This is a genomic window from Paenibacillus xylanexedens (assembly GCF_017874615.1).
In the GTDB taxonomy this organism is placed as follows: Bacteria; Bacillota; Bacilli; order Paenibacillales; family Paenibacillaceae; genus Paenibacillus; species Paenibacillus xylanexedens.
In genome coordinates this window covers 1-23,056 of sequence record NZ_JAGIKV010000043.1, presented here as the reverse complement: position 1 = coordinate 23,056, position 23,056 = coordinate 1, and the positions used below count along the sequence as shown (strand labels likewise).

The window sequence follows — 23,056 nt, the reverse complement described above, 5'->3', positions numbered from 1 at the left end:
TTCAACATAAAAAATATATAAAAAGGACGTGGAGCTCCATGGAAGTTACAGCAAAGTCTAAGACAAAGGAAGAGATCTTAAAGGCGTATCATTTCCGGCATGCAACAAAGATATTTGATGATACCCGCAAAATCTCGGATGAGGATTTCCAATTTATATTGGAAACAGGCAGATTATCTCCAAGTTCCATTGGACTTGAACCGTGGAAGTTTCTAATTGTACAAAATCCGAACCTGCGTAAGCGTCTGTCCGAAGTCTCTTCCGGCGCGCAAAAGCAATTGGCTACAGCAAGCCATTTTGTTGTTATTTTGGCCCGATCAGATGCCAGTTATAATTCTCCTTATGCGGAGTACATGTTGAAGGAAACAAAGGGAATGCCAAATAACGTATTTGAGCTAACAAGTGAGGCTTATGGAAAGTTCCAAAATAACCAGAAGATTCTGGATAATTCACGATCATTATTTGACTGGGCATCTAAACAAACTTATATTGCACTCGGCAACATGATGACGGCGGCAGCTCAGATCGAGATTGATTCTTGTCCAATCGAAGGTTTCAGCCGTGAGGGTGTCCACCGTATTATGGAAGAAGAGGGCTTACTCGAAAATGGCGCATGGGGCGTCTCTATGATGGCTGCCTTCGGTTATCGGGCAGAGGAGCCCCAGCGTGAGAAGTCCCGACAATCCGTTGAGAAAATCACGCAATGGATTAACTGAATTCAGCGTGAATCCAACATGAATTCAAAAACGATTATCTAAGATCTAACATTATAGATAAGGATCAAAGCAGAATCGAAACAGCCCGATATTTTCCACATGTTAGCAGGATGGAAAATATCGGGCTGTTTTTTTTTATAAAAAAGAACTTGAAAATACATAGATGTCTATGTATAATGAGGTCATGCCTAAATACAACGCAATTGCACTGATTGCAAGAATCAGAGACCATGTCAACAAACGGATTGTACACGAATTGGAACAGCATGAGGTAACAGGGATTGTTCCTTCTCATGGGGATGTATTGATGTTCTTGTACCGTGAAGAGACCCTGTCGATCAAGATGTTGGCTGAACGTATTCAACGCACGCAACCAACGGTAACGGTACTGGTCAACAAGCTGGAGAAGCTCGGATATGTTGAACGCAGCAAGAGTGCCGAAGATAGCCGGGTGACGATGATTCGCCTAACCGAACAGGGGAAGCGACTCGAACCGATCTTCCATCAGGTATCAGAGCAGATTAATGACATCATCTATAGTGGCTTGTCCGATGAACAGTCGGAGCAATTGGAGAGCTTGCTATCCATTATTTTCCGAAAGTTATAATGAATGAACTCTTCTGTCTGCAACCCTTCCAGATTTGACTGGGGTGGAGGCAGAGAAGCCCAAATATTTTTTTACCCATATACATAGATATCTATGTATACGGGAGCGTATCAATGTAACCCCATTTTCGCAACCTAACTCAAACCAAACCTGGAGGGATTCACACTTTGAAACATCTTATCGTATATGCTCACCCACACGCAGACAGCTTGAATAACGCAATCCTCAATACTGCTGTAGAAGCTCTCGAAGCTCAAGGCCATGAAGTGGTTGTCCGTGATTTGTACAAACTTGGATTCCAACCCGTACTGACTGAAGCTGACACAGCTTCCATGCGTGCAGGACAGACACCACAAGATATCGCTACAGAGCAACAGTTTGTTACAGATGCAGAAGTTATCACATTCATCTATCCGATCTGGTGGACAGGTCTTCCTGCCATTATGAAAGGATATGTTGACCGTGTCTTCGCCTATGGTTTTGCGTATGCAGCAGGTGAAGCAGGAATCGAGAAATTGCTGACAGGCAAAAAAGGCCTCATCATCAACACCCATGGTACACCAAGTGAAATTTATGATCAGATTGGCATGACTGCTGGATTGAAAATAACTTCAGACGTAGGTATCTTCGATTTTGTAGGCATTGAAGCCGTAGATCATCTGCTCTTTGGTAGTATTGGATATCTGAATGCACCCGCATATCAAGCCATGTTGGATCAGGTTAAACAGACGGTAACGACCAAATTCTAATATAGATGTTGGTTCCCTATAGGGATTCCATATGATACCAAACCGATTCGATCATGAGTCGGTTTGTTTGTTCATGTGTTTGCAAAATGGATGAAAGGGGGTATAATCGTACCCATGGAACCTATACTTATATTTAAAGCATTATCGAACGAGACACGTAGACAAATCTTGTTGTGGCTCAAAAACCCGGAGCAACACTTCCCACCGCTGGAACTATCTCAGCATCCGGATGGTGGCAAGAACGGAATCTGTGTTGGCACGATTCAAGTGAAGGCTGGACTGGCTCAGTCGGTTATATCCAGTTATCTGCTGACTATGCTCAAGGCAGGGTTGCTGCTCTCCGAGCGAAGAGGACAATGGACGTATTATCGGCGCAACGAGGAGACGATCCGTCAGTTTGCCGAGTACGTGCAGAACGAGTTATAAGCCGGATGCCGGAACGGAAGCTAGGATGCATATGCAGGCAGGGATTCCGTCCGGATGTAAACGGCTAGTTTATCATCACATCATCATATCCAGTTGCGATTTAATTAATCTATATATCTGGATATACAAAAATATAATCATCGAGGAGATTAAAAGTAATGACTACAGAAAATATGGCTTCATCCCATAAAGAACACATCAATGACGTTAAGCTTTCCATCCTGGATCTGGCTCCTGTCGTAGTGGGTGCAACACCTGCTGATGCTTTGCGCAACAGCCTGGATCTGGCACAGCATGCTGAGCGTTGGGGATATCACCGTTACTGGGTAGCTGAACATCACAACATGCCGGGTATTGCTTCTTCCGCAACTTCGGTCGTTATTGGATATCTGGCTGGTGGAACCAAAACGATTCGTCTGGGTTCAGGAGGCATCATGTTGCCCAACCATGCACCGCTTGTCATCGCTGAGCAGTTCGGCACACTGGAATCCTTGTATCCTGGCAGAATTGACCTGGGACTGGGTCGCGCACCAGGTAGTGACCGCCGTACATCGCTTGCGCTACGCAAAGATCTGAACAGTGGGGAAGACTTCCCTGAGCTTTTGGCAGAACTTAGAGCATACTTTGATGCTTCGGCGACATCTTATCATGCGCCTGTTCGCGCAGTTCCTGGAGAAGGATTGAATATTCCAATTTACCTCTTGGGGTCCAGTGATTTCAGTGCACGTCTGGCAGGTCAGCTGGGATTACCGTTTGCTTTTGCCAGCCACTTCTCGCCCGATTATACCCGGATCGCATTAGAGACGTATCGAAACAACTTCCAACCATCTGAAAGCTTGAAGGAGCCACATGTGATTGTTGGTGTTAACGCTGTTGTTGCGGATACAGACGAGGAAGCAGCATGGCTGGGTACAACGATGCAACAGCAGTTCCTGAACATTATTCGTGGCACAACGGGATTGGTACAGCCTCCGGCAGAGATGGAAGGCAAATGGACGGATCGTGAAAAAGCTGGTGTTGAGCAGACGCTGAAGGCAGCTGTTAATGGTTCCCCAGAAACCGTACGTGGACAGTTGGAATCCTTCATTCGGCAGACGCAGGCAGATGAGCTGATTATTACGTCGATGATCTATGATCATAAGGCACGTCTGCATTCCTATGAGTTAATCGCACAATTGGCGGGAAAAGCTTAATCTTCATTTTTCAGCGTTAAAGCTGGCTTAATGGTAGGGTATAGCTATAAATTTACGGTTCGTCTCCCAGTGAGGCGAGCCGTTTTTGAATAGGGAGAATTTGCAAATGATTCGTGTGGGGCAGAAGACTCATTTTGGGGTAAAATGACTTTACCGGTTTAATTTGAAACGGTTAATCAGCACCATACGTATAAATCCAGAGTGTTATACATATGTTGGCTTGTACAAGGTATTTTATTTTTTTCAGATGCAAGGGGCATTTATCTAGCTTAATAGTTTAGTTTTGATTAAGGGTCATAAGAGAGGACGACACGCCTATGGAGCAACCTGAGCAACCCCGCGTTTGGCCGGAGCGGTTCAAGCGATTTTTTCTTAACAACAAGTTTGTCCTATTTCTGCTGATTCTGCTGTTGGTGGGACTGAACGTGATGGTTCTGACCAAAGTATCCTTTGTTCTTCATCCGCTCGCAGTACTCATCAAAACCATTGTGCTACCTATTATTCTGTCAGGCATACTCTACTATCTGCTGAATCCGATTGTGGATGTGATGGAAAGATGGAAAATCAAGCGAGGCTGGTCCATTCTGATTCTCTATCTTGCAATTGGAGGCATTCTGACGGTCGTTGTGCTGGCAGTCATTCCAGTTGTGCGTAACCAGATTGTAGGACTAATTGAAAACTTTCCAACGTACAGTGAGACGGTAAAACAGCAGTTTGAGGAGCTTACGGGCAGTAAATTGTTCGGTCAGTTCCAGGAGACGGTGAATCTGAATTCTCAGGATTGGTGGGGAACAATTTCCCAAAAGGCTACTGAAATTCTGAACTCGACCTGGACCAAATTGGGCGGGTTCCTCGGAGCCTTCACGGAGACCGTGCTGTCCATCGTAACGGTTCCGTTCATTCTGTTCTATCTGCTGAAAGACGGCAAAAAGCTGCCGGCGAAAATTTTGTCTTTCCTGCCGATCAAGAGCCGTACGGGCGCAATGCATGTGCTGGAAGACATCAATCACCAGATCAGTTCATTCATTCGTGGACAGATTATCGTCAGCTTCTGCATCGGTATTCTGCTCTACATCGGTTATATGGTCATTGGTCTGGATTATGCACTAATTCTTGCAATTATCGCATCGTTTACGAGTGTTGTTCCGTATCTGGGACCAGCAATTGCAATTACACCTGCGTTGATCGTGGCCCTGGTTACTTCGCCGGTGATGCTGCTGAAGATGGTTGCCGTATGGACAATCGTGCAGTTAATCGAGGGTAAATTCATCTCACCACAGATCATGGGCAAAACGCTGAAGATTCATCCCATCACAATTATCTTTGTCATTCTGACTTCGGGTAATCTGTTTGGAGTCGTGGGCATTCTGCTCGCTGTTCCAGGATACGCGGTGCTGAAAGTATGTGTATCACATATCTTCAACTGGTTTAAGGACAGATCGGGCCTGTACGACCCGAACAAGAACAATCTTTTATAACCGAAGTGGCAAGCTCCAAGAGATAGTTAATCAGAAGATTTAGTCACTTTGTATCCTGTATAAAACGGTACCCTTACCAAGAAGAACCCCCGTCCATCGGCATACAGCCGAGAGGCGGGGGTTCTTCTGCATGAACAAGCTTGGCTGTTGCCTAGCTGTGTTTAATATGTTGGAGCGTTTGCAGGAAAATCTGCTCAATATGAGCATCATCCAGAGAGTAGTACACCGTCTTGCCTTCCTTGCGCCGCTTGACGATCCGCATGTTGCGGAGTGAACGCAGCTGGTGTGAAATGGCCGACTGTCCCATGTCGAGCAGAACCGTCAGGTCATGAACACATAATTCCTTCTGTAACAGCGCATCAATAATACGTAGACGTGTGGGGTCGCTGAATGCCTTGAACCAATCTGCCATCTCGGAAGACGTCTCCCGATCTATGAGTGAAGTGCGAATCGTCTGCACGTCGGCTTCAGTACCTGAGCAGGCTGCATCACATTCGCTTGGTGCTTTAACCGGTTGTTCCATTTCCTATCACCGCCTATGTTAACTCAACATTTGCATAATTCGATTTAACCATTTGGTAAGTACAACAACTAGACGAATAAAACCATTTCGATCTAATTGTTGTTGATTGGAATTCACTGGTTCGGATTTATGCAAAAGTTTAACTATAGCTCTATTATATCCAAAACCCGCCTAAAGCGAAATGATTACTATTAGCATAATCTGTATGAAAAATCAACAACGATTGTTGACACTCATGTTTAGGCGTGCATATAATAGGGGTAACCAAACATATGAATGAGTGCTCATATATTGAATACAATTGAAATATAACATCGTTTTTGTACTGCAAAGGGGAGAATTCACATGGGAACCGGACAGGAACAGGTGAAAAGGGAACTGCTGCTTGATGGACTGGATTGTGCGAACTGCGCATTGAAGATTGAAAATGGCGTCAAAAAAATTAAGGGCATTAACGAATGCTCTGTCAATTTTGTTACCAAAACACTATCGCTACACACCACTTCCGATATGGATGAACAGGTAGTGGAAGAAGCAAAGCGCAAAGTGCTTCGGCTGGAGCCGCATATTCGCATTTCGGAAAAAGGAAAACACGTGAATGGACATGTGCACACCCACACAGGGAGTGCAGCTGGTGCGCATAACCACAGTCATGACCATACTGGACATGATCATGGACATTCACATGGCAAACACTCGCATACTCATGATCAACATCAACATGATCATACCCATGAGCACGGAGGTCATGCTGGACATGATCACAACCATACGCATGATGATGCCCATGCAGGCCACTCGCATGAACATGGTGCAGGACAGACAAAAGTGTTGCTTGCTCGTCTTGCTGCAGGTTCTGTGTTGCTCGCAGCCGCAATCTGGTCGCCGCTGGAGGGCTGGGCACAGTTTACTCTATATGCGCTCGCCTATCTGATTGCCGGGGGAGATATCGTGCTCCAGGCGTCCAAAAACATCATCCGCGGTCAGGTATTCGATGAATACTTCCTGATGTCCGTCGCTACCTTGGGTGCTTTTGCCATTGGAGAGTATCCGGAAGGGGTAGCGGTCATGCTGTTCTATCAGCTCGGGGAGCTGTTTCAGGGCATGGCGGTTAATCGGTCACGCAAGTCGATTCAGTCACTGATGGAAATTCGCCCGGATTACGCAAATATCCTGACGGGTTCGGGTGACGAAACCCGGCGTGTATCTCCGGAAGACGTACGGATTGGTGATCGTATTGTCGTGAAAGCAGGAGAGCGAGTACCGCTGGATGGTATCGTTAGAGCTGGGCGTTCCATGGTGGACACTTCTGCTCTGACAGGTGAATCGGTACCTCGTGAACTGGAGCCCGGTAGTGATGTACTGAGTGGATTTGTGAACAAAAATGGTATGTTGACGATTGAAGTGACCAAAACGTTTGGTGAATCAACGGTATCCAAGATTTTGGACCTGGTGCAGAACGCGAGCAGCCGGAAAGCGAAAACAGAGCATTTTATTAGTAAATTCGCCCGTTATTACACACCGGTTGTTGTTATCCTTGCAGCCGTGATTGCATTTGTTCCGCCGTTGATACTTAGTGGTGCAACATTTGCCGATTGGATCTATCGTGCATTGGTCTTCCTGGTTATCTCATGTCCTTGTGCGCTCGTGGTCTCTATTCCACTTGGGTTCTTCGGCGGCATCGGGGCGGCTTCACGTAACGGTATTCTCGTCAAAGGTAGTAACTACCTTGAAGCGTTGAACGATGTGAAAGTTGTTGTTTTTGATAAAACGGGTACACTAACCAAAGGTGTATTCAAAGTAACAGCCATTCGTCCCGAAGGTGGACGTACGGAAGAAGAACTGATGAAGCTGGCGGCCATTGCCGAAGCGAATTCGAATCATCCGATTGCCGAATCCATTCGTGCAGCTTGGGCCAAAGATATTCCCACACAAGGTGTGGATGGTTATGATGAAGTTGCCGGACATGGGATTAAGGTGAGCGTCGATGGTCGGGAAGTGCTGGCAGGCAACGCCAAATTAATGAAGCAGGCAGGTATATCCTATACCACACCAGAGACGGCAGGAACGATAGTTCACGTGGCTGAAGCTGGCACGTATGTTGGTCATCTGATCATTGCCGATGAAGTGAAGGATGATGCAGCCGCGGCCATTCAGGCGCTGAAGAAACTCGGCATCCGCAAAACGGTCATGCTGACAGGTGATGCCAAAGCCGTAGGTGAAGCGGTAGGACGTGAGCTGGGTGTGGATGAGGTATACGCTGAATTGTTGCCACAGGATAAAGTCGAACGGCTGGAGCAACTGGAAGCTGCCAAATCTCCGAAGGAAAAAATGGCATTTGTCGGTGACGGCATCAACGATACACCTGTACTGGCGCGCGCCGATGTAGGCGTGGCCATGGGTGGGCTCGGCTCGGATGCCGCGATTGAAGCGGCAGATGTGGTCATCATGACCGATGAACCGTCGAAACTAGCGAGTGCAATCCGCATTGCTAAGCGTACACGAATGATTGTATGGCAAAATATCGCGTTTGCTCTGGGAGTTAAAGCGATCTTCCTGTTACTCGGTGTGTTTGGCATAGCTACCATGTGGGAAGCGGTATTCTCGGATGTCGGTGTCACGGTGCTAGCTGTCCTGAACGCCATGCGTGTACTTCGTGTGAAGAATATCTAAGTTTACGAAACGATCCAGGCGGCTCTTCGTATATACGTAGAGCCGTTTTTATATTTTTATGTAGATAAGTCTAACTAGACATTTACACGAAAACGGAGAGGACAGAAATAACCTGAAGAAGCGAAGCTACATCGGCAGGTTATTCTGTCATCGGAGTGTCAGTGTGAGCAGGTCTATGGAAGACAACAGTGAAGGGGAGAACGTTTTGACAGGAGCAGTAGTAGGGATCATCATTGGAGTATGCTATTTCATTCTGGGGTTAATGGTGTTCAAAAAACCACCGAAAATGATTAACGGAATATATGGTTATCGGACCCCGCGTGCAATGAGTAATCCCGAGTTATGGGACGAAGCGCAAAGTTATAGCGCCAATCTGATGATGCAATTTGGTGTGATTATCACGATATTCGGCATTATCGGTTTCTGGCTTACAGATGTACGAGCTTTGGTTCTGAGTCTGGTTGCTACAGGATTCTATACGTTCAGACTGTTTACCAGAGTTGAAGGCCGGTTGAAGCAAATGCAGCGTGCTCAACAGCAACAGAATGAGCAGAACGTTTAAGGTAAGATTAGTGAATAGGTTTAGAGAAGAGGACTCGCGTGTGAAGCGGGTCTTTTTTTGTTGAAATAGAAAACTGTAGAGGATGTTAAACTCGCTAAGACTTCATACACAAAATATAACGTTGACGTTAACGTTAATATTATATATAATTATGTACATAACATTATAGACATATGGAAGAGGTGAGGGAAATGAGTTTATATAAAATCGACGACGTAGCCAAGGAATGTGGTTTGACCAAGCGAACCATTCGGTATTATGAAGAGATTGGTGTCATGCCTTCACCTCAGCGGACAGATGGCGGGACGCGGTTGTACACTCGGGAGGATATCGATTATCTGAAAAAGGTGGTTCGCGCCAAAGAGGTACTTGGATTCTCCCTTCAGGAGTTACATACCTATGTGGCAACGGCAGATGCCTTGAACGAACAACGTTTTGACTACCAGCAGACGACCGAAGTAAGAGAACGGATCGAGAAGCTTACCGCGATGGAAACAACGCTGGATGGTCAGTTGCAACTGATTGAGCAGAAACTTCAGAGCATACATGCCGTACAGACTGAACTGGAAGAGCTGCGTGAACGCGTTCGGAGAGGTATTCAGAAGTTACAGGCACATGATCCGAAGGGTGATGAAGACGGCTAACCGAATTAGTATCTATTTTCAAATAAACAAAACTGTATACACATAATCGCTACATGGAGTGAGCAACATAGTACCTGTGGCGATCCTGTACAAACACCGGATGTTTCGGTGTCATTTGTGTCGTTTTGTTACCTCTAATTCTGAAAATGTATAGAATGTTTTCATTATTTTCACGGTTGTTTTCAAATGAAAAGTTTCACCACATAAATTATTCACAGGAGGAATTACGTATGAAAAGAGAGCCATCATTACCGGACGAATTGCCGTCATCACGTGGGGGCCTGTTATCCCAACCACGAGCGGTATGGGCGGTTGCCTTTGCATGTATCATATCCTTTATGGGTCTGGGTCTGGTTGACCCGATCCTGCCCGCGATTGCAGATCAGCTGCATGCTTCGAAAAGCCAGGTGTCACTGCTATTTACCAGTTATAACGCTGTAACCGGGGTAGCGATGCTGATTACAGGTGTTGTATCCAGCCGGATTGGTGTGAAGTGGACGCTGCTCAGCGGTATATTGTTGATTATTATCTTCTCGTTCCTCGGCGGTACCTCAGACACGGTAGGTGCACTGGTTGGTTACCGTGGCGGTTGGGGACTGGGTAATGCCTTGTTCATCGCAACGGCGTTATCTGCCATTGTGGGACTGTCCACGTCGGGGACAGCCAAAGCGATTATTTTGTACGAAGCAGCGCTTGGTCTCGGGATTGCGGTTGGACCGCTGCTTGGTGGTGAGCTAGGTTCCATCTCTTGGCGTGGCCCGTTTTATGGGGTGGCTGTTCTGATGGCGATTGCCTTTATCAGCATTACATTTATGTTGCCCAAGATGGCCAAACCGAAAACACGCAGTTCTTTGTCCGATCCGTTTAAAGCATTAAGTTATCCTTCACTGAAAACATTGGCGATTACCGCCTTCCTGTATAACTTTGGTTTCTTTACCTTGATGGCTTATTCACCATATGTCATGAATCTGGATGAGCACGGCTTGGGTTATGTATTCTTTGGCTGGGGACTGATGCTGGCGATTACGTCGGTATTCGTGGCACCAAGATTACAACGCCGATTCGGATCGGTTCCGTCCATGAGTGTCATGCTTACATTGTTCGCGATTGATCTGGTTGTTATGGCAGTAGGTACGGTGATGGGTTCACCAACTACCGTTATTGTGGCAGTCATTGTAGCGGGGATTTTCCTTGGGATTAACAACACGTTAATTACAACGGCTGTTATGGAAGCTGCACCTGTAGAGCGTTCTGTTGCTTCTGCTGCATACAGCTTCGTTCGTTTCCTGGGTGGTGCACTTGCTCCATGGCTTGCGGGTAAATTGTCCGAGTGGTTCCTGCCGGAAACGCCGTTTTATTTTGGTGCATTAATGGTTCTGGTTGGAGTCGTGGTACTGCTGGTGCGCCGTCATCATCTGCGGGATATCGATTCCGCCATTACATCTCATTAATTCACAGGAGGAATTGCAATGTTGAAACGTATATTGGTTGCTGTTGATGGTTCGGATCATGCTCATAAGGCTTTGGAACAAGCTCTGATCCTGGCTGAAGATATGAAACAACCCGCAAGTCTGTTGATTGTGCATGTGAATCCGGCTATCTCTATCAATGAACCTGCATTGGGTGTTGATCTGGAAGCTCGGATTGCCGAAGAAGGGCAACATATTATAGAACCGGTGACTAATCAGTTGTCAGGGCGTGACGTTGCATATGAAACGCTGTTGATTGCAGGTGATCCCGTTAATGAGATCTGCCGTGTGGCGCGTGAACGAGATTGTGGAATGATTGTGATGGGTACCGGCGGGAAAGGCATGCTCGCAGAGATGATCGTGGGCAGTGTCAGTCATGGCGTGTTAAAACATGCAGAATGCCCCGTCCTGACGGTTAAATAGGTTGTGAAATCCTTTATAATGCAATAGCTCAAGATCGCCACAATGGCTCATCAGGTACGTTACAAGCTATGATTGCCGAATACCGTAGTGGGTTGATGGCACGGAAATAGTGTATAAATAGATTAAGTTCAATAGGTTCTAAAAGGATGGAGGATGCAGCATATGAAAAAACAACATCTGTTTATCGGTGGCAAACCCACCGAATCCGTAGATTATAAAACACTTCAAGCACCATACTCCGGGGAAACGCTGGCAGAAGTCTCGTCGGCTTCAGCCGAGGAAGCGGAGGCTGCTATTGTAGCTGCCGTTCAGGCTGGGAAGGCAATGCGCCAGATGCCTGCACATCAGCGTGCAGATATTCTGTACAAGTTGTCCTCCATGCTTGAAGAACGTAAGGAAGAAGCAGCGCGAATCATTGCGCTTGAAGCGGCAAAGCCAATTACGGCAGCACTGGCAGAGGTTGACCGGACGGTGGAAACGTATCGTTTTGCCGCCGAAGAAGCCAAACGACTGACTGGAGAGACGGTTCCGATGGATGCAGCCAAAGGTGGAGAAGGACGTATCGGTTATACGATGCGGCAACCTCTAGGTGTCATCGGTGCGATTACACCGTTTAATTTTCCAATGAATCTGGTAGCCCACAAGGTAGGTCCAGCGCTGGCAACGGGCAATACGATTGTTCTCAAACCTGCGGAGCAGACGCCTCTGTCTTCCTATTACATCGCTAATCTGCTTCAGGAAGCCGGATTGCCGGATGGTGCACTGAACGTGGTGAGCGGTGATGGCAAAACCATTGGTGATGTGCTTGTAGAGCACCCCCGTGTTGCTCACATTACGTTTACAGGCAGTCCAGCGGTAGGCACGAGCATTCGTAGCAAAGCAGGACTCAAACGCGTGACACTGGAGCTAGGGTCGAATGCAGCGGTCATTGTGGATAAGGACGCAGATCTGGACAAAGTGGTTCCTCGCTGTGTGACTGGAGCTTTCACGTATCAGGGACAGGTATGTATCTCGCTACAGCGAATCTACGTACATCGTGACATCTCGGATGAATTCATCCGGCGTTTCGCTGAAGCGGCTAAACAAGTGGTGGTCGGAGACCCGCTGAGCCCGGATACGGTGGTCTCTGCGCTGATTACCTCCAAGGATGTACAGCGTACACTCGACTGGATTGAAGAAGCCAAACAGGCCGGGGCTGAAGTGGCAGCAGGCGGTCAAGCTGAAGGAGGCGTTCTGCGTCCCACTGTACTGATTAACGTTCCGCGTGATGCCAAGGTATCCTGTCAGGAAGTGTTTGCACCCATCGTTGTGATCAATACGGTAGATTCCGTTGAAGAGGGTATTGAACATGTTAACGATTCGATATACGGGCTTCAGGCAGGCGTATTTACAAACGATATTCATACCGCCCTCCATGCTGTCGATCAGATTGAAGCAGGCGGAGTTATGATTAATGATATTCCGACGTTCCGAGTGGATCACATGCCCTATGGTGGGGTGAAACAGAGTGGTATCGGACGTGAAGGTGTAAAATATGCTGTAGAAGAAATGACGGAATTGAAGTTTGTCATGTTTAACAAAGGGTGATTCGCTTCGTATCCTGTGCCACGACAATGGCACAGGATTTTTTCATATGTAGATGTTGGAAAACTGTTTCAAAAATACATAGTGATTCTTCACTGACTGCGGGTTCACATCTGATGAGACGGGTATAACATAGTTAACATACCGCAACATAACTGACCAAACGCCGCTCATATCACTGAAGCATGATGTACCCATCCAGAGCACGAGCGGAATGAAGCGGTACAGCATTGCCGAAAGTCTTATAATCTCTCATTATTCAAATACAATGCAGTATGAATTAAGCCTGAACTCTGGAGTTGCAGGACAGGCAGGAGGTGTATTCAAATGGCATATTCCATGGTTGACGTATCGGGAATGTCAGGCGTAAGTCTGAACGAACTGAGCCAGTATGCAGAGACAGGTCTTCTGAATCCGGCATTTGGGGATGTAGATGAGGACATCTATTATGAAAAGCAGGAGTTGTTGAGACTCCAGCAAATCCTTTTCTGTAAGGAAGTGGGTATGAAGGAGAATGAGATTGCCCCGATGCTCCGGGATAATCCTCAGGATGTCATACGCATCATGAAGCAGCATCGCATCGATATTCTGGAGAAGGCACTCCGTCTGCATGGGTTGATTCAGACACTGGACAAAACGATCTCTCATTTGCAAGGTGAACAGGAGATTGATGAACATGATCTTTATATCGGTTTTGTAAATAAGGGGCGTCACCAGTTGCTGAATGAATCGGGTTCTGAAGCTGTAGTCACTAATGATATGAACCATGTGCAGACAGAGGGTGTTCAGAGGTCCGACATCCAATCTTCCAATTCATCCACATTACCTGAAAAGCAGGAGATGAAGTCAAAAGAAGATTATCTGGATTCCCAGGCGAAAATTGATCAAGTTCATCTGGACTTGCAACAGGCCATTGAGGATGGATTGGAGCCCGGTAGTGCGAAAGTACAACAGATTATTGGCAGGCATCTTGAATGGATCAAAGGTTATTATACACCCACAGCTGAGATCTATCGGGATTTGGCCAAACTGTATGTAGAGCATAAAAATTTCCGTCAGATGTATGATGGTTACCACCCGAGGCTGGCTGAATTCCTGCGGGATGGGATGATGATTAAAGCGGAACATGATTTATCCTAGATGCATAAAGTAACATGGGCGAGCAAGAACATGGGTGTGAATCATAATGGATAACAAAGAGCGCAGACCTCTGAGAGGACTGCGCTCTTTGTTATTACGGGTTCTTCATCATCGTATGTGATGAGACTCCGATCACCTTATTCATCATTTCCTAAAGGGGTATGGTTGCTTCCAACTGCTCTGTGAGCAGGCTTACGGCTTTCTCCAGGAAGACGCGGTCTTCGTCGTCAAAACGGTTTTTGATCGGGCTGTCGATATCCAGCACCCCGTACAGTTCGCCGTTTTTGATAATCGGTACGACGATCTCACTGTTCGATGCTGCATCACAGGCAATGTGGCCTGGGAAGGCATGAACATCATCAACGACCAGGGTACGTTTTTCGGCAGCAGATGTGCCACATACACCACGTCCCAGTGGAATTCGGATACAGGCAGGCAGTCCTTGGAATGGCCCGAGGACCAGTTCTTTTCCATCATACAGATAGAAGCCGACCCAATTGGTGTCGGTCATAAATACATTGAGCAGCGCAGCAGCGTTCGCCAGATTGGCAATCGCACTAGGTTCATCGCGGATCAGAGCACTTAACTGTCCCAGGACGGCGGTGTGCTGCTCACTTCGTGTTCCTTCATAGGAAACAGCTTGAAACATGGTAAATCACCCTCCCGAGCAAAATGGTACTTATTTTCAAGATAGTGCAGAGGATGCGGTTAGTCAAGCGGAGGATTTCGGAAAGGGAAGGGAATACCTGAAGAATCCTCCTGTTTCTCAGCTTCTTACGTGGGGTAATTACTTAGCAACCACGGAGGGCTATAACCCGGGAAGGAGCTTGGCTTATGCATGCAGAGGTACAGAATCTTTTTGTACGGATTCATCTACTACATTTCGCGCAAAATCAGGATTTGAACGTTAGCGAGGCACTGCCCCTATTGGAAGAACGGGGATATCGCGTTGGAGAGCGGGAGATCAAGCAGGAGCTTGAACACCTGACACAGGAGAACTTCCTGACCGCCCACGGGGACCAATGGAGCCTGACCGGGACTGGCATCGAAGAATTCAAGGAAATCACGGCTGTGTTTGGCCGGGTTAGCGATGAATTACTGGGGAAGGGCAAGAAAACGTCCAAAGCTTAAAATTCATTTGGACAAGCCATGATTCCGTAATTCACTCAAACTTGAATGGATCCATACGTACAACAAGACCGGGAGCGAAATTGGCCCGGTTTTTTGACGTGTGTGCATGACTGAACAGTTGCCATTCGGCGCAGGTTATGATTAGATGACTAGTGAATATTATGGTCTGCGGAGATAGATCGGATCGGAGTGTCTTTATATGTATAAATGCAAAGGAAGAATTCCCGAAATGGAGACTGCGCGGCTTCGTCTGCGTAAAATGCGTCGCCGGGATGCGGCCCAGATGTTCGCATGTTGGTCAGATCGCGAGGTGACCCGTTACATGAATCTTGCACCCATGATTGGGACAAGCGAAGCGGCAGACATGATTGGACTGCTCAACCAAATGGCAGGAGAAGAGGATGCAATCCGGTGGGGGATCGAACTCAAAGAAACAGGCAAGCTCATCGGTAGCTGTGGCTTTAACACATGGCAGCTTGAAGGCGCATTCCGGGGTGAGATCGGTTATGAGCTGGGACGTGATTATTGGCGCCACGGTTATATGACGGAGGCTTTCTCGGCATTGCTGCCCTTTGGATATGAGACCATGGGTCTTAATCGAATTGAAGCGCTGGTTGATCCGCGTAATCTGGCTTCCGGGGAGTTCCTGACGAACCGCGGCTTCACGCGAGAAGGGTTGCTGCGACAGGTGCAGCATACATCCACCGGTTATAAAGATATGGTGATGTATTCGATGCTGTATGATGAGTTCCTTCGCAAGCGAGGTAAATAAAAGAGACAATATATGATTTTTTTTAAATTACACGTAAACGAAGAAACAGAACAAAGCTGGAGAAGCGAAGCGATCGCCTTTAAAGCTTTCTGAAAGAAAGCTACATCGGAAGCATACGCTATCACCGGATTTCTCCTTTAGAGAGGAGAAGAAAAAAAATCTGGGGATAACAGCGATCGGAAGCTTGTGCTGGTTCGTAGTAGAGGTGTAAATTAACGTACCAATTATATAGAGAAACGAAGAGAGAAGGGTTTGTGTGAATGCAACTGGAGGTTTGAAGCGCAGTTTCATCTTGACGGGGCTGTTGCTCGCGACATTTCTGTCAGCGATTGAAGGCACCGTAATTGGTCCGGCAGGGCCGACCATTGTCAGCGAGCTGGGGAGTGTACAGCTGCTGAGCTGGATTTTCACGGCATACCTGTTGACGATGGCTGTGAGTACGCCCATTTTCGGCAAAATCAGTGACCTGTATGGACGAAAGCCTGTATTTCTGATTGGCTGTGCGTTATTTTTACTGGGTTCACTCTTGTGCTGTCTGTCGCAGAACATGGAGCAATTGATTATTTTCCGTGCTATTCAAGGGATTGGTGCGGGTGCGGTAGTTCCTGTTACATTTACGATTATTGGGGACATCTACGCCATTGAAGAACGTGGTAAAATCCAAGGTTGGATTAGCTCCGTGTGGGGGATTTCCTCTCTGGCGGGTCCGCTGCTTGGCGGTTATTTTGTAGATAATCTGGGCTGGCAGTGGATCTTTGGTTTTAATGTGCCATTTGGTCTGCTTGCGATGTGGTTTGTATTTCGTTATCTGAAGGAAGATATCTCGCCGCGTACAGCCAAAATTGACTATGTTGGTGCGCTGACCTTCACGGTGGGTATTACCGCATTGTTATTTGTACTGTCGGCGGGTGGGCAGTATTATGCATGGAGTTCTCCGTTGATTGTTGTGCTGAGTGTGGTCGCCGCTCTGTTTATTATTTTATTTTTCGTGGTGGAAAAAAGAGCCCAGGCCCCTATGGTTCCACTACATCTGTTCCGAATTCGGGACATCCGTGTGGCGAATATCGCCGGACTGCTGACCAGTACTTTGATGATCGGCCTGACCAGTTATTTGCCGCTCTGGGTGCAGGGGGTTCGGGGAGGTAATGCGACGGAATCCGGGCTGCTGCTAGCGCCGATGTCGGTGGGTTGGCTCATTGGTAGTGTGATGGCAGGCCGCCTGTTGATGAAAATTGGATCACGTATGACCGCATTGATTGGGTTGACCGGTATTGCGATTGGATCGGGTGGACTCTTTCTGGTGGGCGGGACATCCCCGCAGGCTGTGCTCTTTGTATTGACCTTTATTTATGGTCTCGGTTTCGGTTTTGCGTTTACGATCTTCACCATTATTGCGCAGTCTTCTGTAGGATATAAGGAACGTGGTTCCTCTACAGCACTGCACACGTTCATGCGTACATTGGGACAGACGATTGGTGCAGCTGCTTTTGGTACCTGGTTGAATTATCGGATCTCCACGTTATCCAGTGAGCAGAATCTGGCGGAAGCCGGAATTTCGGAAAATGATCTGAACGAGCTTCTCGCACCACATACGGATGCTGCCCTATCGGATGACAAATGGGCGCTACTGCGTAACGTGCTGGAAGGAAGCTTGCATTCCCTGTTTGTGATTATGTTTGTCATTGCACTGGTCTCGTGGGTAACGACGCTTGCTCTACGCAAACGTTTAATTGTACCCGAAGATGCAGATGCTCCACCGCAGCCACAAGGCTCAAAGTAAAAAGAAGATATATATACGAAAAACATATGAAATACCGGATTCGCCGATGTCAGGCAAATCCGGTTATTTTTGTTGATGGCACATGTGCAGTGGATTAGAGTATATTTTCAAACTCAGGCAAGTGATACGTTGGGGGATGTCCGGATCTAAAGTATTTTGAATTACAGGCTGGCTGATCCTGGTGAATTGTCCAGACGAATTTCTAAGGAACTGAGGACGTCTTATTTGACCTTCTGCTCCTCTTTCTCAATTGTAAGGAACATGAGACAACTTATTTCCCGAAATCACCTGAAAAACACGTTGTAAACGGCTGTTTATTCAAAGATAGCGTGTGTCAGATTCCTTAAAATGCTGCGAGCGCTTCAAACCCCTGAATAAGACGTCACAGGTTCGTTAGCGTTAGCGCTCCCGCTCCATATCTGCTCCAGTACATTCTGTTACACTCTGGCTTTTGGCAGGCTTGAAGATACGCTCTAGCTGCCCGCTGATAAACGGTCTGCGGAATGTGCAAGCCTTCCCAAAAGTTCGGACAGCAACTCCTTGTCTTCCTCACTTAGTCCACTTACAGCCCGATCGATCTTCAACGCATAGCCTGGATAGATGTCATCCATGGTGCGCTGTCCTTCTTCGGTCAGTTCCACAAAGATGATACGTCTGTCTTGCGGACAATGTTTGCGGTGTAACAATCCTTTTTGCTCGAGCTTATCGATCACATAGGTCACATTACCACTTTGCAAGAGAAGTTGTGCGCCAACCTGTTGAATCGGCTGAGCTCCTTTCATATATAACACTTCGAGCACCCCGTATGCAGTGGGGTTGAAGCCATGCACTTTGCTTCCGGATACAGCGTGTTCATTCACGCTCTTGAATGTCTGGGCCAAGGTGCGGTACAGATGAAGTGAACGTTCGGTTCCGATTTCTTGTAATTCCAGCATGCTGATCCCGCCTTTTCAGATTAGTTTTATAAGTTGAAATGATGAAGAGGGGTCCTCTCCGTTATGCTGTTCATGTAAAAGAGTATTTCAACTTATATGAGTTGGTTAGTTATGTTTGACGATTCAGGTTGTCGCCATGGTTTAATTGTAAACTTCTATTTCTACGAAAAACATGCGATATGTCACAAGATTTGCATTTTTAGCATTTAAAATTTGATCATTCATCATGCTGGAAAAATCATCCTTCAGATGTCGCTTTTTCTCCGCCTCTGGCAGGAGGTCGAGTCAAGGGCTGCTCTATATAATGAGTTCATACTATGAAATGGAATATAATGGAGGAGAAGAAGGATGACAAGTGATTTAACGATTGAAGGACAACGACCGCTGAAGAATAACCGATCTTTTGTAACATTGATGGTGGCACAGGCCATTTCCAATCTGGGAGATTGGCTGCATCTGCTCGCAATCCTGACCCTCGTGGGTATCCGCTGGAATGCAACGCCATGGGAAATTACATTTGTCACACTCTCCGCAGCACTACCCATTCTGTTGACAGGGCCATTCGCAGGCACACTTGCAGATCGCCTGAACCGAAAATGGCTGATGATTGTAGCCGATGGTGCACGGATTATCATCGTGGGTGCGTTAATTTTTGCTGACCAGATCTGGCACGTCTACATACTGCTTGTCCTCAAATCCCTGTTTGATGTAATCTTCTCTCCGGCCAAAAACGGAAAGCTGAAGGAAATTGTACCCCGCGAACAACTTGCGCAAGCTGTATCCATCAGCTCGGTGATCGAACAGATGTCCAAAATTATTGGTCCGGCGCTTGGCGGACTTTTGGTAGCCGCTTTTGGCATTACCTGGTGTTTTGTTCTCGATTCAGCGTCTTTTCTGATCTCCGGCATCATTTTATTGTGGATTCCTGGAACTCGGGTGATCCAAACCGCAATTCATAACGTAACAGAAGTAGAGGAAGAGCCAGCTGGGGATGTTCTCAACCGCCCAAAAGACTCTTTTTGGAAAGAAACACTGGAGGGTATCCGAATGCTCGCATCTCTCCCTTATGTAGGAACGTCTCTGATTTTGCTTGCTTCAGCCATACTTTTTCTGCAATTTGCCGATTCACAGACTGTGGTGTTATTCAGACAACTTCCCGGAATTTCAAGTGATCTGCTGGGATGGTGCGTGGCAGCAAGTGGCGTAGGTACATTAATTGCAGCGATGAGTGTGCGGAAGTGGAAGCATGCAGGGCATGTTTTGAAAATGGGTCTGGGTACCACACTCATGGGTCTGGTTATCGGCGGAGCCGGAGTTATTGTTGGGATTTGGCCGCACGCCGGGCTAGGTGCCAATCTGTTGTTAGTATCCCTCTTTGCCCTGGCAGGTGTCGGAATTGGGTTTGCGATTGTCCCCTTTCAGATCCTGTTGCAGGAACAGACACCTGAGGCGATGACAGGCAGGGTATTTGGAACGGTAGGCAGCGTGATGACAGCCAGTAATATTATGGGCCCGGTGGTAGGCGGATTTATGGTCACCTCATTTGGTGTAGTGCCGGCTTTTGTCTGTTCAGGCATTTTGCTGACCCTGCTTGGGTTGATTTATTTGATGAAACGTAGCGGGGAAAAAGCCGATCTGAATGGCTCCATTGCAGCCAAAACAATGATTGCAGGCGACTGAAAACAGGCCGGATCTGCTCAGGTTAGAACAGTTAAAATGAAGGTTTGAATTTACTTCAAATTTTAAGTTTTTGATTAAAAAGCGTTTGAGTAAACGCCTTCACGTTTAATGAGGAACAGGCAGAAATCCCTGTATTCTAATTATTCCTAGGGGAAAACTCATATGCCTTGTCCCACCAACGCATTAGCGGAAAGGGGGTGAAGCAACTTGAATGTAAAGTTACCAAAATCCATTGTGCGTCTTGGAAGCATACCACTGGCAATACTTGCCGGGACTTTGATGCTGGGGTTTGGATCGTCACATGTATACGCGGATGATGCTCAGGTATCTTCTGAAAAACCGTCCAGCGGATTGTCGCTAAATTTGTTTTCACGCGATTCGGATGGCGGGTTGAATCTGACTCCGTCAGTATCGGTATCCACACCACTGCTGGATGTTGAAGTTCCATCGATCAAAGCGAATGAATCCACAGGTAAGCTGAGTGTATCTGAGCTGAAAGTAGATACACCGCTTGGATCGGCCGGAACATCAGAGATTGGGATTGATACGAAGAAGGGAACCGTCGAACTGCCGTCTGTACAGGCGGATACACCGGTGATCAAAGCCGATGTATCAAGCAGTCAGGTGAACCTGAACGATGGTACAGCTTCCTTGCCTGGCGTTACCGCAGAGGTACCGGAGGTTATCAAAGCAGAGACGTCTGCTGTGAAAACAGACCTTCAGCAGGGTAAGGTTGAATTGCCCTCCGTGAAGGTGGATGTACCTGAAGTTACTTCGGTCAATATCTCCTCATCCCGTGTGGATCTGAGTAAGGGAAATGTCCAGCTGCTATCTGTGAAAGCAGAAGTTCCAGTTGTAGACGTATCCGCTGAACTCAATCCTGATCAGGAAAAGGTGGAGATTCCAAGTGTGAAGCCGGAACGGCCTGTAGTCACTCCGGAACAACCGGCGGTCGTCAAAACACCGAATGGTGAAACTTCCAATACGAGTGCACTCGCAGATCCTGTTTCAACTCAGAACAAGGAGGAAGGACAGGACGCAGTACAGGTTACGGGGAAAGTGATTGAAGTCACCCCGGAATCAGAAGTACGTCCAGAGCAACCTGTTGTTCCGCAGGCATTGCCTGTGGAAGGAACCGATCTGACGCAGGATTCCGATGTTAATGCAGATTTCCCAGATAACGAGTTGTTCCTCGTAGATCAGACAACTGCTAAACCAGCTGTCACTGAACAAGTGCAGAGTAACCAGGAAGCCGATCTGAAACAAGATGATGCTGATGCAGCATCTCCATTGCAGCCTCGCACAGAACGACCAACCAGTTGGTCTGTTGCAGCAACTTCTCCCGGAGCAGCTAATGCTTCCGCCGGGACAAGCTCCGGTTCGTCCGGTGTAACTGGAGGTGGAGCAACCGCTCCAGCCGCTGCACTTCCGGGAGCAACAACAGGTCTGGTTACGCCAGATTACGATTTTGCCTTCCGAATGGAACGGCTCGATGGGTTCAGTCAATGGTCACAGGCACCGCCTGGGCGGCCGCCGCAATATACCTCTTTCTCATAGGCAACAATGGCGTTAATTCAACCAAAATTGAGAAGGAGTGTATATAATCATGAAAAAAGTGAATCGTTGGGTAAAATTGTCGGTATTGTCGGGTACGTTGGTAGCTGGATTGCTGGGAGCTTCGCAGGCAACTTATGCCGATAGCTATAGCAATAACAGCAGTGGTAATCTGGATCTAAATGCAGGTTTGCGCCTGGAGCTGGGATCTCTTCTGTCAGGACACCGTGACACAGGTTACGGTAACCATGGTAGCTACGGAGGTTCATCCAGTGCAACTGGAGCATTGAATCTGGATCTTGGCCTTAACGCCGGCTTATCTTCCGAGAGTATGAACCGATACAATGATCGTTCTTCCAATCAAACTGCTGAGCGTAGCAGTTCTGGCAAGCTGGGCCTTGGCCTCAATGCCAATGTGTCGGGAGAAGGTACAACGATGAGCGACTATTCACGAGGCAGCGATGATCGGAACGTAAACAGTAGCTATGCGAGTGAAAGTCGTGGAGCGCTGGGTCTCGGTCTGAACGTGAATGCCGAAGGAGAGAGTGCAACGATGACTCAATCCGAACGCAACAGCAACGTGAATGACCGTGAGCGTAGCGTAAACAGTAGCTATGCGAGCGAAAGCCGCGGAGCGCTTGATCTCGGTCTGAACGTGAATGCCGAAGGAGAGAGTGCAACATGGACTCAATCCGAACGCAATAACAGCGTGAAAGACGGCGAGCGTAACACGAACAGTAGCTATGCGAGCGAAAGCCGCGGAGCCTTGGATCTGGGTCTGAACGCGAAAGCCGAAGGAGAGAGTGCGACGTGGACTCAATCCGAACGCAACAATAGCGTGAATGACCGTGAGCGTAACGTAAACAGTAGCACTGCGAGCGAAAGCCGCGGAACGCTTGATCTGGGTCTGAACGTGGATGCAGAAGGAGAGAGTGCGACGTGGACTCAATCCGAACGCAACAATAGCGTGAATGACCGTGAGCGTAACGTAAACAGTAGCACTGCGAGCGAAAGCCG

Annotated in this window: 22 protein-coding genes; 19 read left to right on the top strand and 3 right to left on the bottom strand. The window is 47.4% G+C overall.

Annotated elements, in window-relative coordinates:
* The first annotated feature begins 38 nt into the window (after positions 1 to 38).
* The 6 genes from J2Z28_RS30350 to J2Z28_RS30325 all read left to right on the top strand — a co-directional run bounded on the left by J2Z28_RS30350 (position 39) and on the right by J2Z28_RS30325 (position 5,169).
* Positions 39 to 716, top strand: a complete 678-nt coding sequence (locus tag J2Z28_RS30350; RefSeq protein ID WP_211085692.1) for an NAD(P)H-dependent oxidoreductase — start codon at positions 39 to 41, stop codon at positions 714 to 716.
* Positions 717 to 900: 184 nt separating this feature from the next.
* The gene (locus J2Z28_RS30345) at positions 901 to 1,323 is read left to right on the top strand and encodes a MarR family winged helix-turn-helix transcriptional regulator (protein WP_211085691.1); all 423 of its coding nucleotides are present in this window, start codon (positions 901 to 903) and stop codon (positions 1,321 to 1,323) included.
* 167 nt (positions 1,324 to 1,490) lie between these two features.
* The gene (locus J2Z28_RS30340; RefSeq protein WP_211085690.1) at positions 1,491 to 2,072 is read left to right on the top strand and encodes an NAD(P)H-dependent oxidoreductase; all 582 of its coding nucleotides are present in this window, start codon (positions 1,491 to 1,493) and stop codon (positions 2,070 to 2,072) included.
* Positions 2,073 to 2,186: 114 nt separating this feature from the next.
* Positions 2,187 to 2,498 (top strand): ArsR/SmtB family transcription factor, encoded by a 312-nt coding sequence (locus tag J2Z28_RS30335; RefSeq protein WP_036668255.1) that lies wholly within the window; start codon positions 2,187 to 2,189, stop codon positions 2,496 to 2,498.
* Between the two features lie 158 nt (positions 2,499 to 2,656).
* Positions 2,657 to 3,691, top strand: a complete 1,035-nt coding sequence (locus J2Z28_RS30330) for an LLM class flavin-dependent oxidoreductase (protein ID WP_157116038.1) — start codon at positions 2,657 to 2,659, stop codon at positions 3,689 to 3,691.
* Between the two features lie 317 nt (positions 3,692 to 4,008).
* Positions 4,009 to 5,169: an AI-2E family transporter gene (locus tag J2Z28_RS30325; RefSeq protein WP_036614215.1), complete on the top strand. Its 1,161-nt coding sequence runs from the start codon at positions 4,009 to 4,011 to the stop codon at positions 5,167 to 5,169.
* A gap of 151 nt (positions 5,170 to 5,320) precedes the next feature.
* Here the strand turns inward: J2Z28_RS30325 and J2Z28_RS30320 are convergent, their stop codons facing one another.
* Positions 5,321 to 5,692 carry an ArsR/SmtB family transcription factor gene (locus J2Z28_RS30320; protein WP_036614212.1) on the bottom strand — a complete coding sequence of 124 codons (372 nt, stop codon included), beginning with the start codon at positions 5,690 to 5,692 and terminating at the stop codon, positions 5,321 to 5,323.
* 345 nt (positions 5,693 to 6,037) lie between these two features.
* Here J2Z28_RS30320 and J2Z28_RS30315 point away from each other — a divergent pair, with 345 nt between their 5' ends.
* From J2Z28_RS30315 to J2Z28_RS30285, 7 genes are all read left to right on the top strand, one after another.
* Positions 6,038 to 8,365: a heavy metal translocating P-type ATPase gene (locus tag J2Z28_RS30315; protein WP_211085689.1), complete on the top strand. Its 2,328-nt coding sequence runs from the start codon at positions 6,038 to 6,040 to the stop codon at positions 8,363 to 8,365.
* Between the two features lie 205 nt (positions 8,366 to 8,570).
* On the top strand, positions 8,571 to 8,927 hold the full coding sequence (locus J2Z28_RS30310; RefSeq protein ID WP_076254810.1) for an SdpI family protein: 357 nt from the start codon (positions 8,571 to 8,573) through the stop codon (positions 8,925 to 8,927).
* 191 nt (positions 8,928 to 9,118) lie between these two features.
* Positions 9,119 to 9,571, top strand: coding sequence for a helix-turn-helix domain-containing protein (locus tag J2Z28_RS30305; protein WP_211085688.1), 453 nt, complete (start codon positions 9,119 to 9,121; stop codon positions 9,569 to 9,571).
* Between the two features lie 230 nt (positions 9,572 to 9,801).
* Positions 9,802 to 11,022, top strand: a complete 1,221-nt coding sequence (locus J2Z28_RS30300) for an MFS transporter (protein WP_036614180.1) — start codon at positions 9,802 to 9,804, stop codon at positions 11,020 to 11,022.
* An 18-nt stretch (positions 11,023 to 11,040) separates the two neighbouring features.
* The gene (locus tag J2Z28_RS30295) at positions 11,041 to 11,463 is read left to right on the top strand and encodes a universal stress protein (RefSeq protein WP_211085687.1); all 423 of its coding nucleotides are present in this window, start codon (positions 11,041 to 11,043) and stop codon (positions 11,461 to 11,463) included.
* Positions 11,464 to 11,625: 162 nt separating this feature from the next.
* Complete coding sequence (locus tag J2Z28_RS30290) at positions 11,626 to 13,050, top strand: aldehyde dehydrogenase family protein (protein ID WP_211085686.1); 1,425 nt, start codon at positions 11,626 to 11,628, stop codon at positions 13,048 to 13,050.
* A gap of 324 nt (positions 13,051 to 13,374) precedes the next feature.
* Positions 13,375 to 14,187 (top strand): MerR family transcriptional regulator, encoded by an 813-nt coding sequence (locus J2Z28_RS30285; RefSeq protein ID WP_211085685.1) that lies wholly within the window; start codon positions 13,375 to 13,377, stop codon positions 14,185 to 14,187.
* 151 nt (positions 14,188 to 14,338) lie between these two features.
* Here J2Z28_RS30285 and J2Z28_RS30280 read toward each other — a convergent pair whose 3' ends face one another.
* Entirely contained in the window at positions 14,339 to 14,836 is a 498-nt protein-coding gene (locus J2Z28_RS30280) for a GAF domain-containing protein (RefSeq protein WP_036614172.1), read from the bottom strand.
* 185 nt (positions 14,837 to 15,021) lie between these two features.
* On the opposite strand from J2Z28_RS30280, the gene J2Z28_RS30275 reads away from it, so the two are divergent.
* From J2Z28_RS30275 to J2Z28_RS30265, 3 genes are all read left to right on the top strand, one after another.
* Positions 15,022 to 15,318, top strand: coding sequence for a hypothetical protein (locus J2Z28_RS30275; protein ID WP_076254765.1), 297 nt, complete (start codon positions 15,022 to 15,024; stop codon positions 15,316 to 15,318).
* A gap of 199 nt (positions 15,319 to 15,517) precedes the next feature.
* The gene (locus J2Z28_RS30270) at positions 15,518 to 16,090 is read left to right on the top strand and encodes a GNAT family N-acetyltransferase (protein WP_036614167.1); all 573 of its coding nucleotides are present in this window, start codon (positions 15,518 to 15,520) and stop codon (positions 16,088 to 16,090) included.
* A gap of 274 nt (positions 16,091 to 16,364) precedes the next feature.
* Positions 16,365 to 17,870: an MDR family MFS transporter gene (locus J2Z28_RS30265; protein WP_244988619.1), complete on the top strand. Its 1,506-nt coding sequence runs from the start codon at positions 16,365 to 16,367 to the stop codon at positions 17,868 to 17,870.
* A 473-nt stretch (positions 17,871 to 18,343) separates the two neighbouring features.
* On the opposite strand, the gene J2Z28_RS30260 is transcribed toward J2Z28_RS30265, so the two are convergent.
* Positions 18,344 to 18,805, bottom strand: a complete 462-nt coding sequence (locus tag J2Z28_RS30260) for a MarR family winged helix-turn-helix transcriptional regulator (protein ID WP_211085683.1) — start codon at positions 18,803 to 18,805, stop codon at positions 18,344 to 18,346.
* A 348-nt stretch (positions 18,806 to 19,153) separates the two neighbouring features.
* Between J2Z28_RS30260 and J2Z28_RS30255 the strand changes: the two genes are divergently transcribed.
* From J2Z28_RS30255 to J2Z28_RS30245, 3 genes are all read left to right on the top strand, one after another.
* Positions 19,154 to 20,485, top strand: a complete 1,332-nt coding sequence (locus J2Z28_RS30255; protein ID WP_211085682.1) for an MFS transporter — start codon at positions 19,154 to 19,156, stop codon at positions 20,483 to 20,485.
* A 207-nt stretch (positions 20,486 to 20,692) separates the two neighbouring features.
* Positions 20,693 to 22,042 (top strand): hypothetical protein, encoded by a 1,350-nt coding sequence (locus J2Z28_RS30250; RefSeq protein WP_211085681.1) that lies wholly within the window; start codon positions 20,693 to 20,695, stop codon positions 22,040 to 22,042.
* 49 nt (positions 22,043 to 22,091) lie between these two features.
* A partial coding sequence (locus J2Z28_RS30245; protein WP_211085680.1) for a hypothetical protein occupies positions 22,092 to 23,056 on the top strand: 965 nt, incomplete at its 3' end.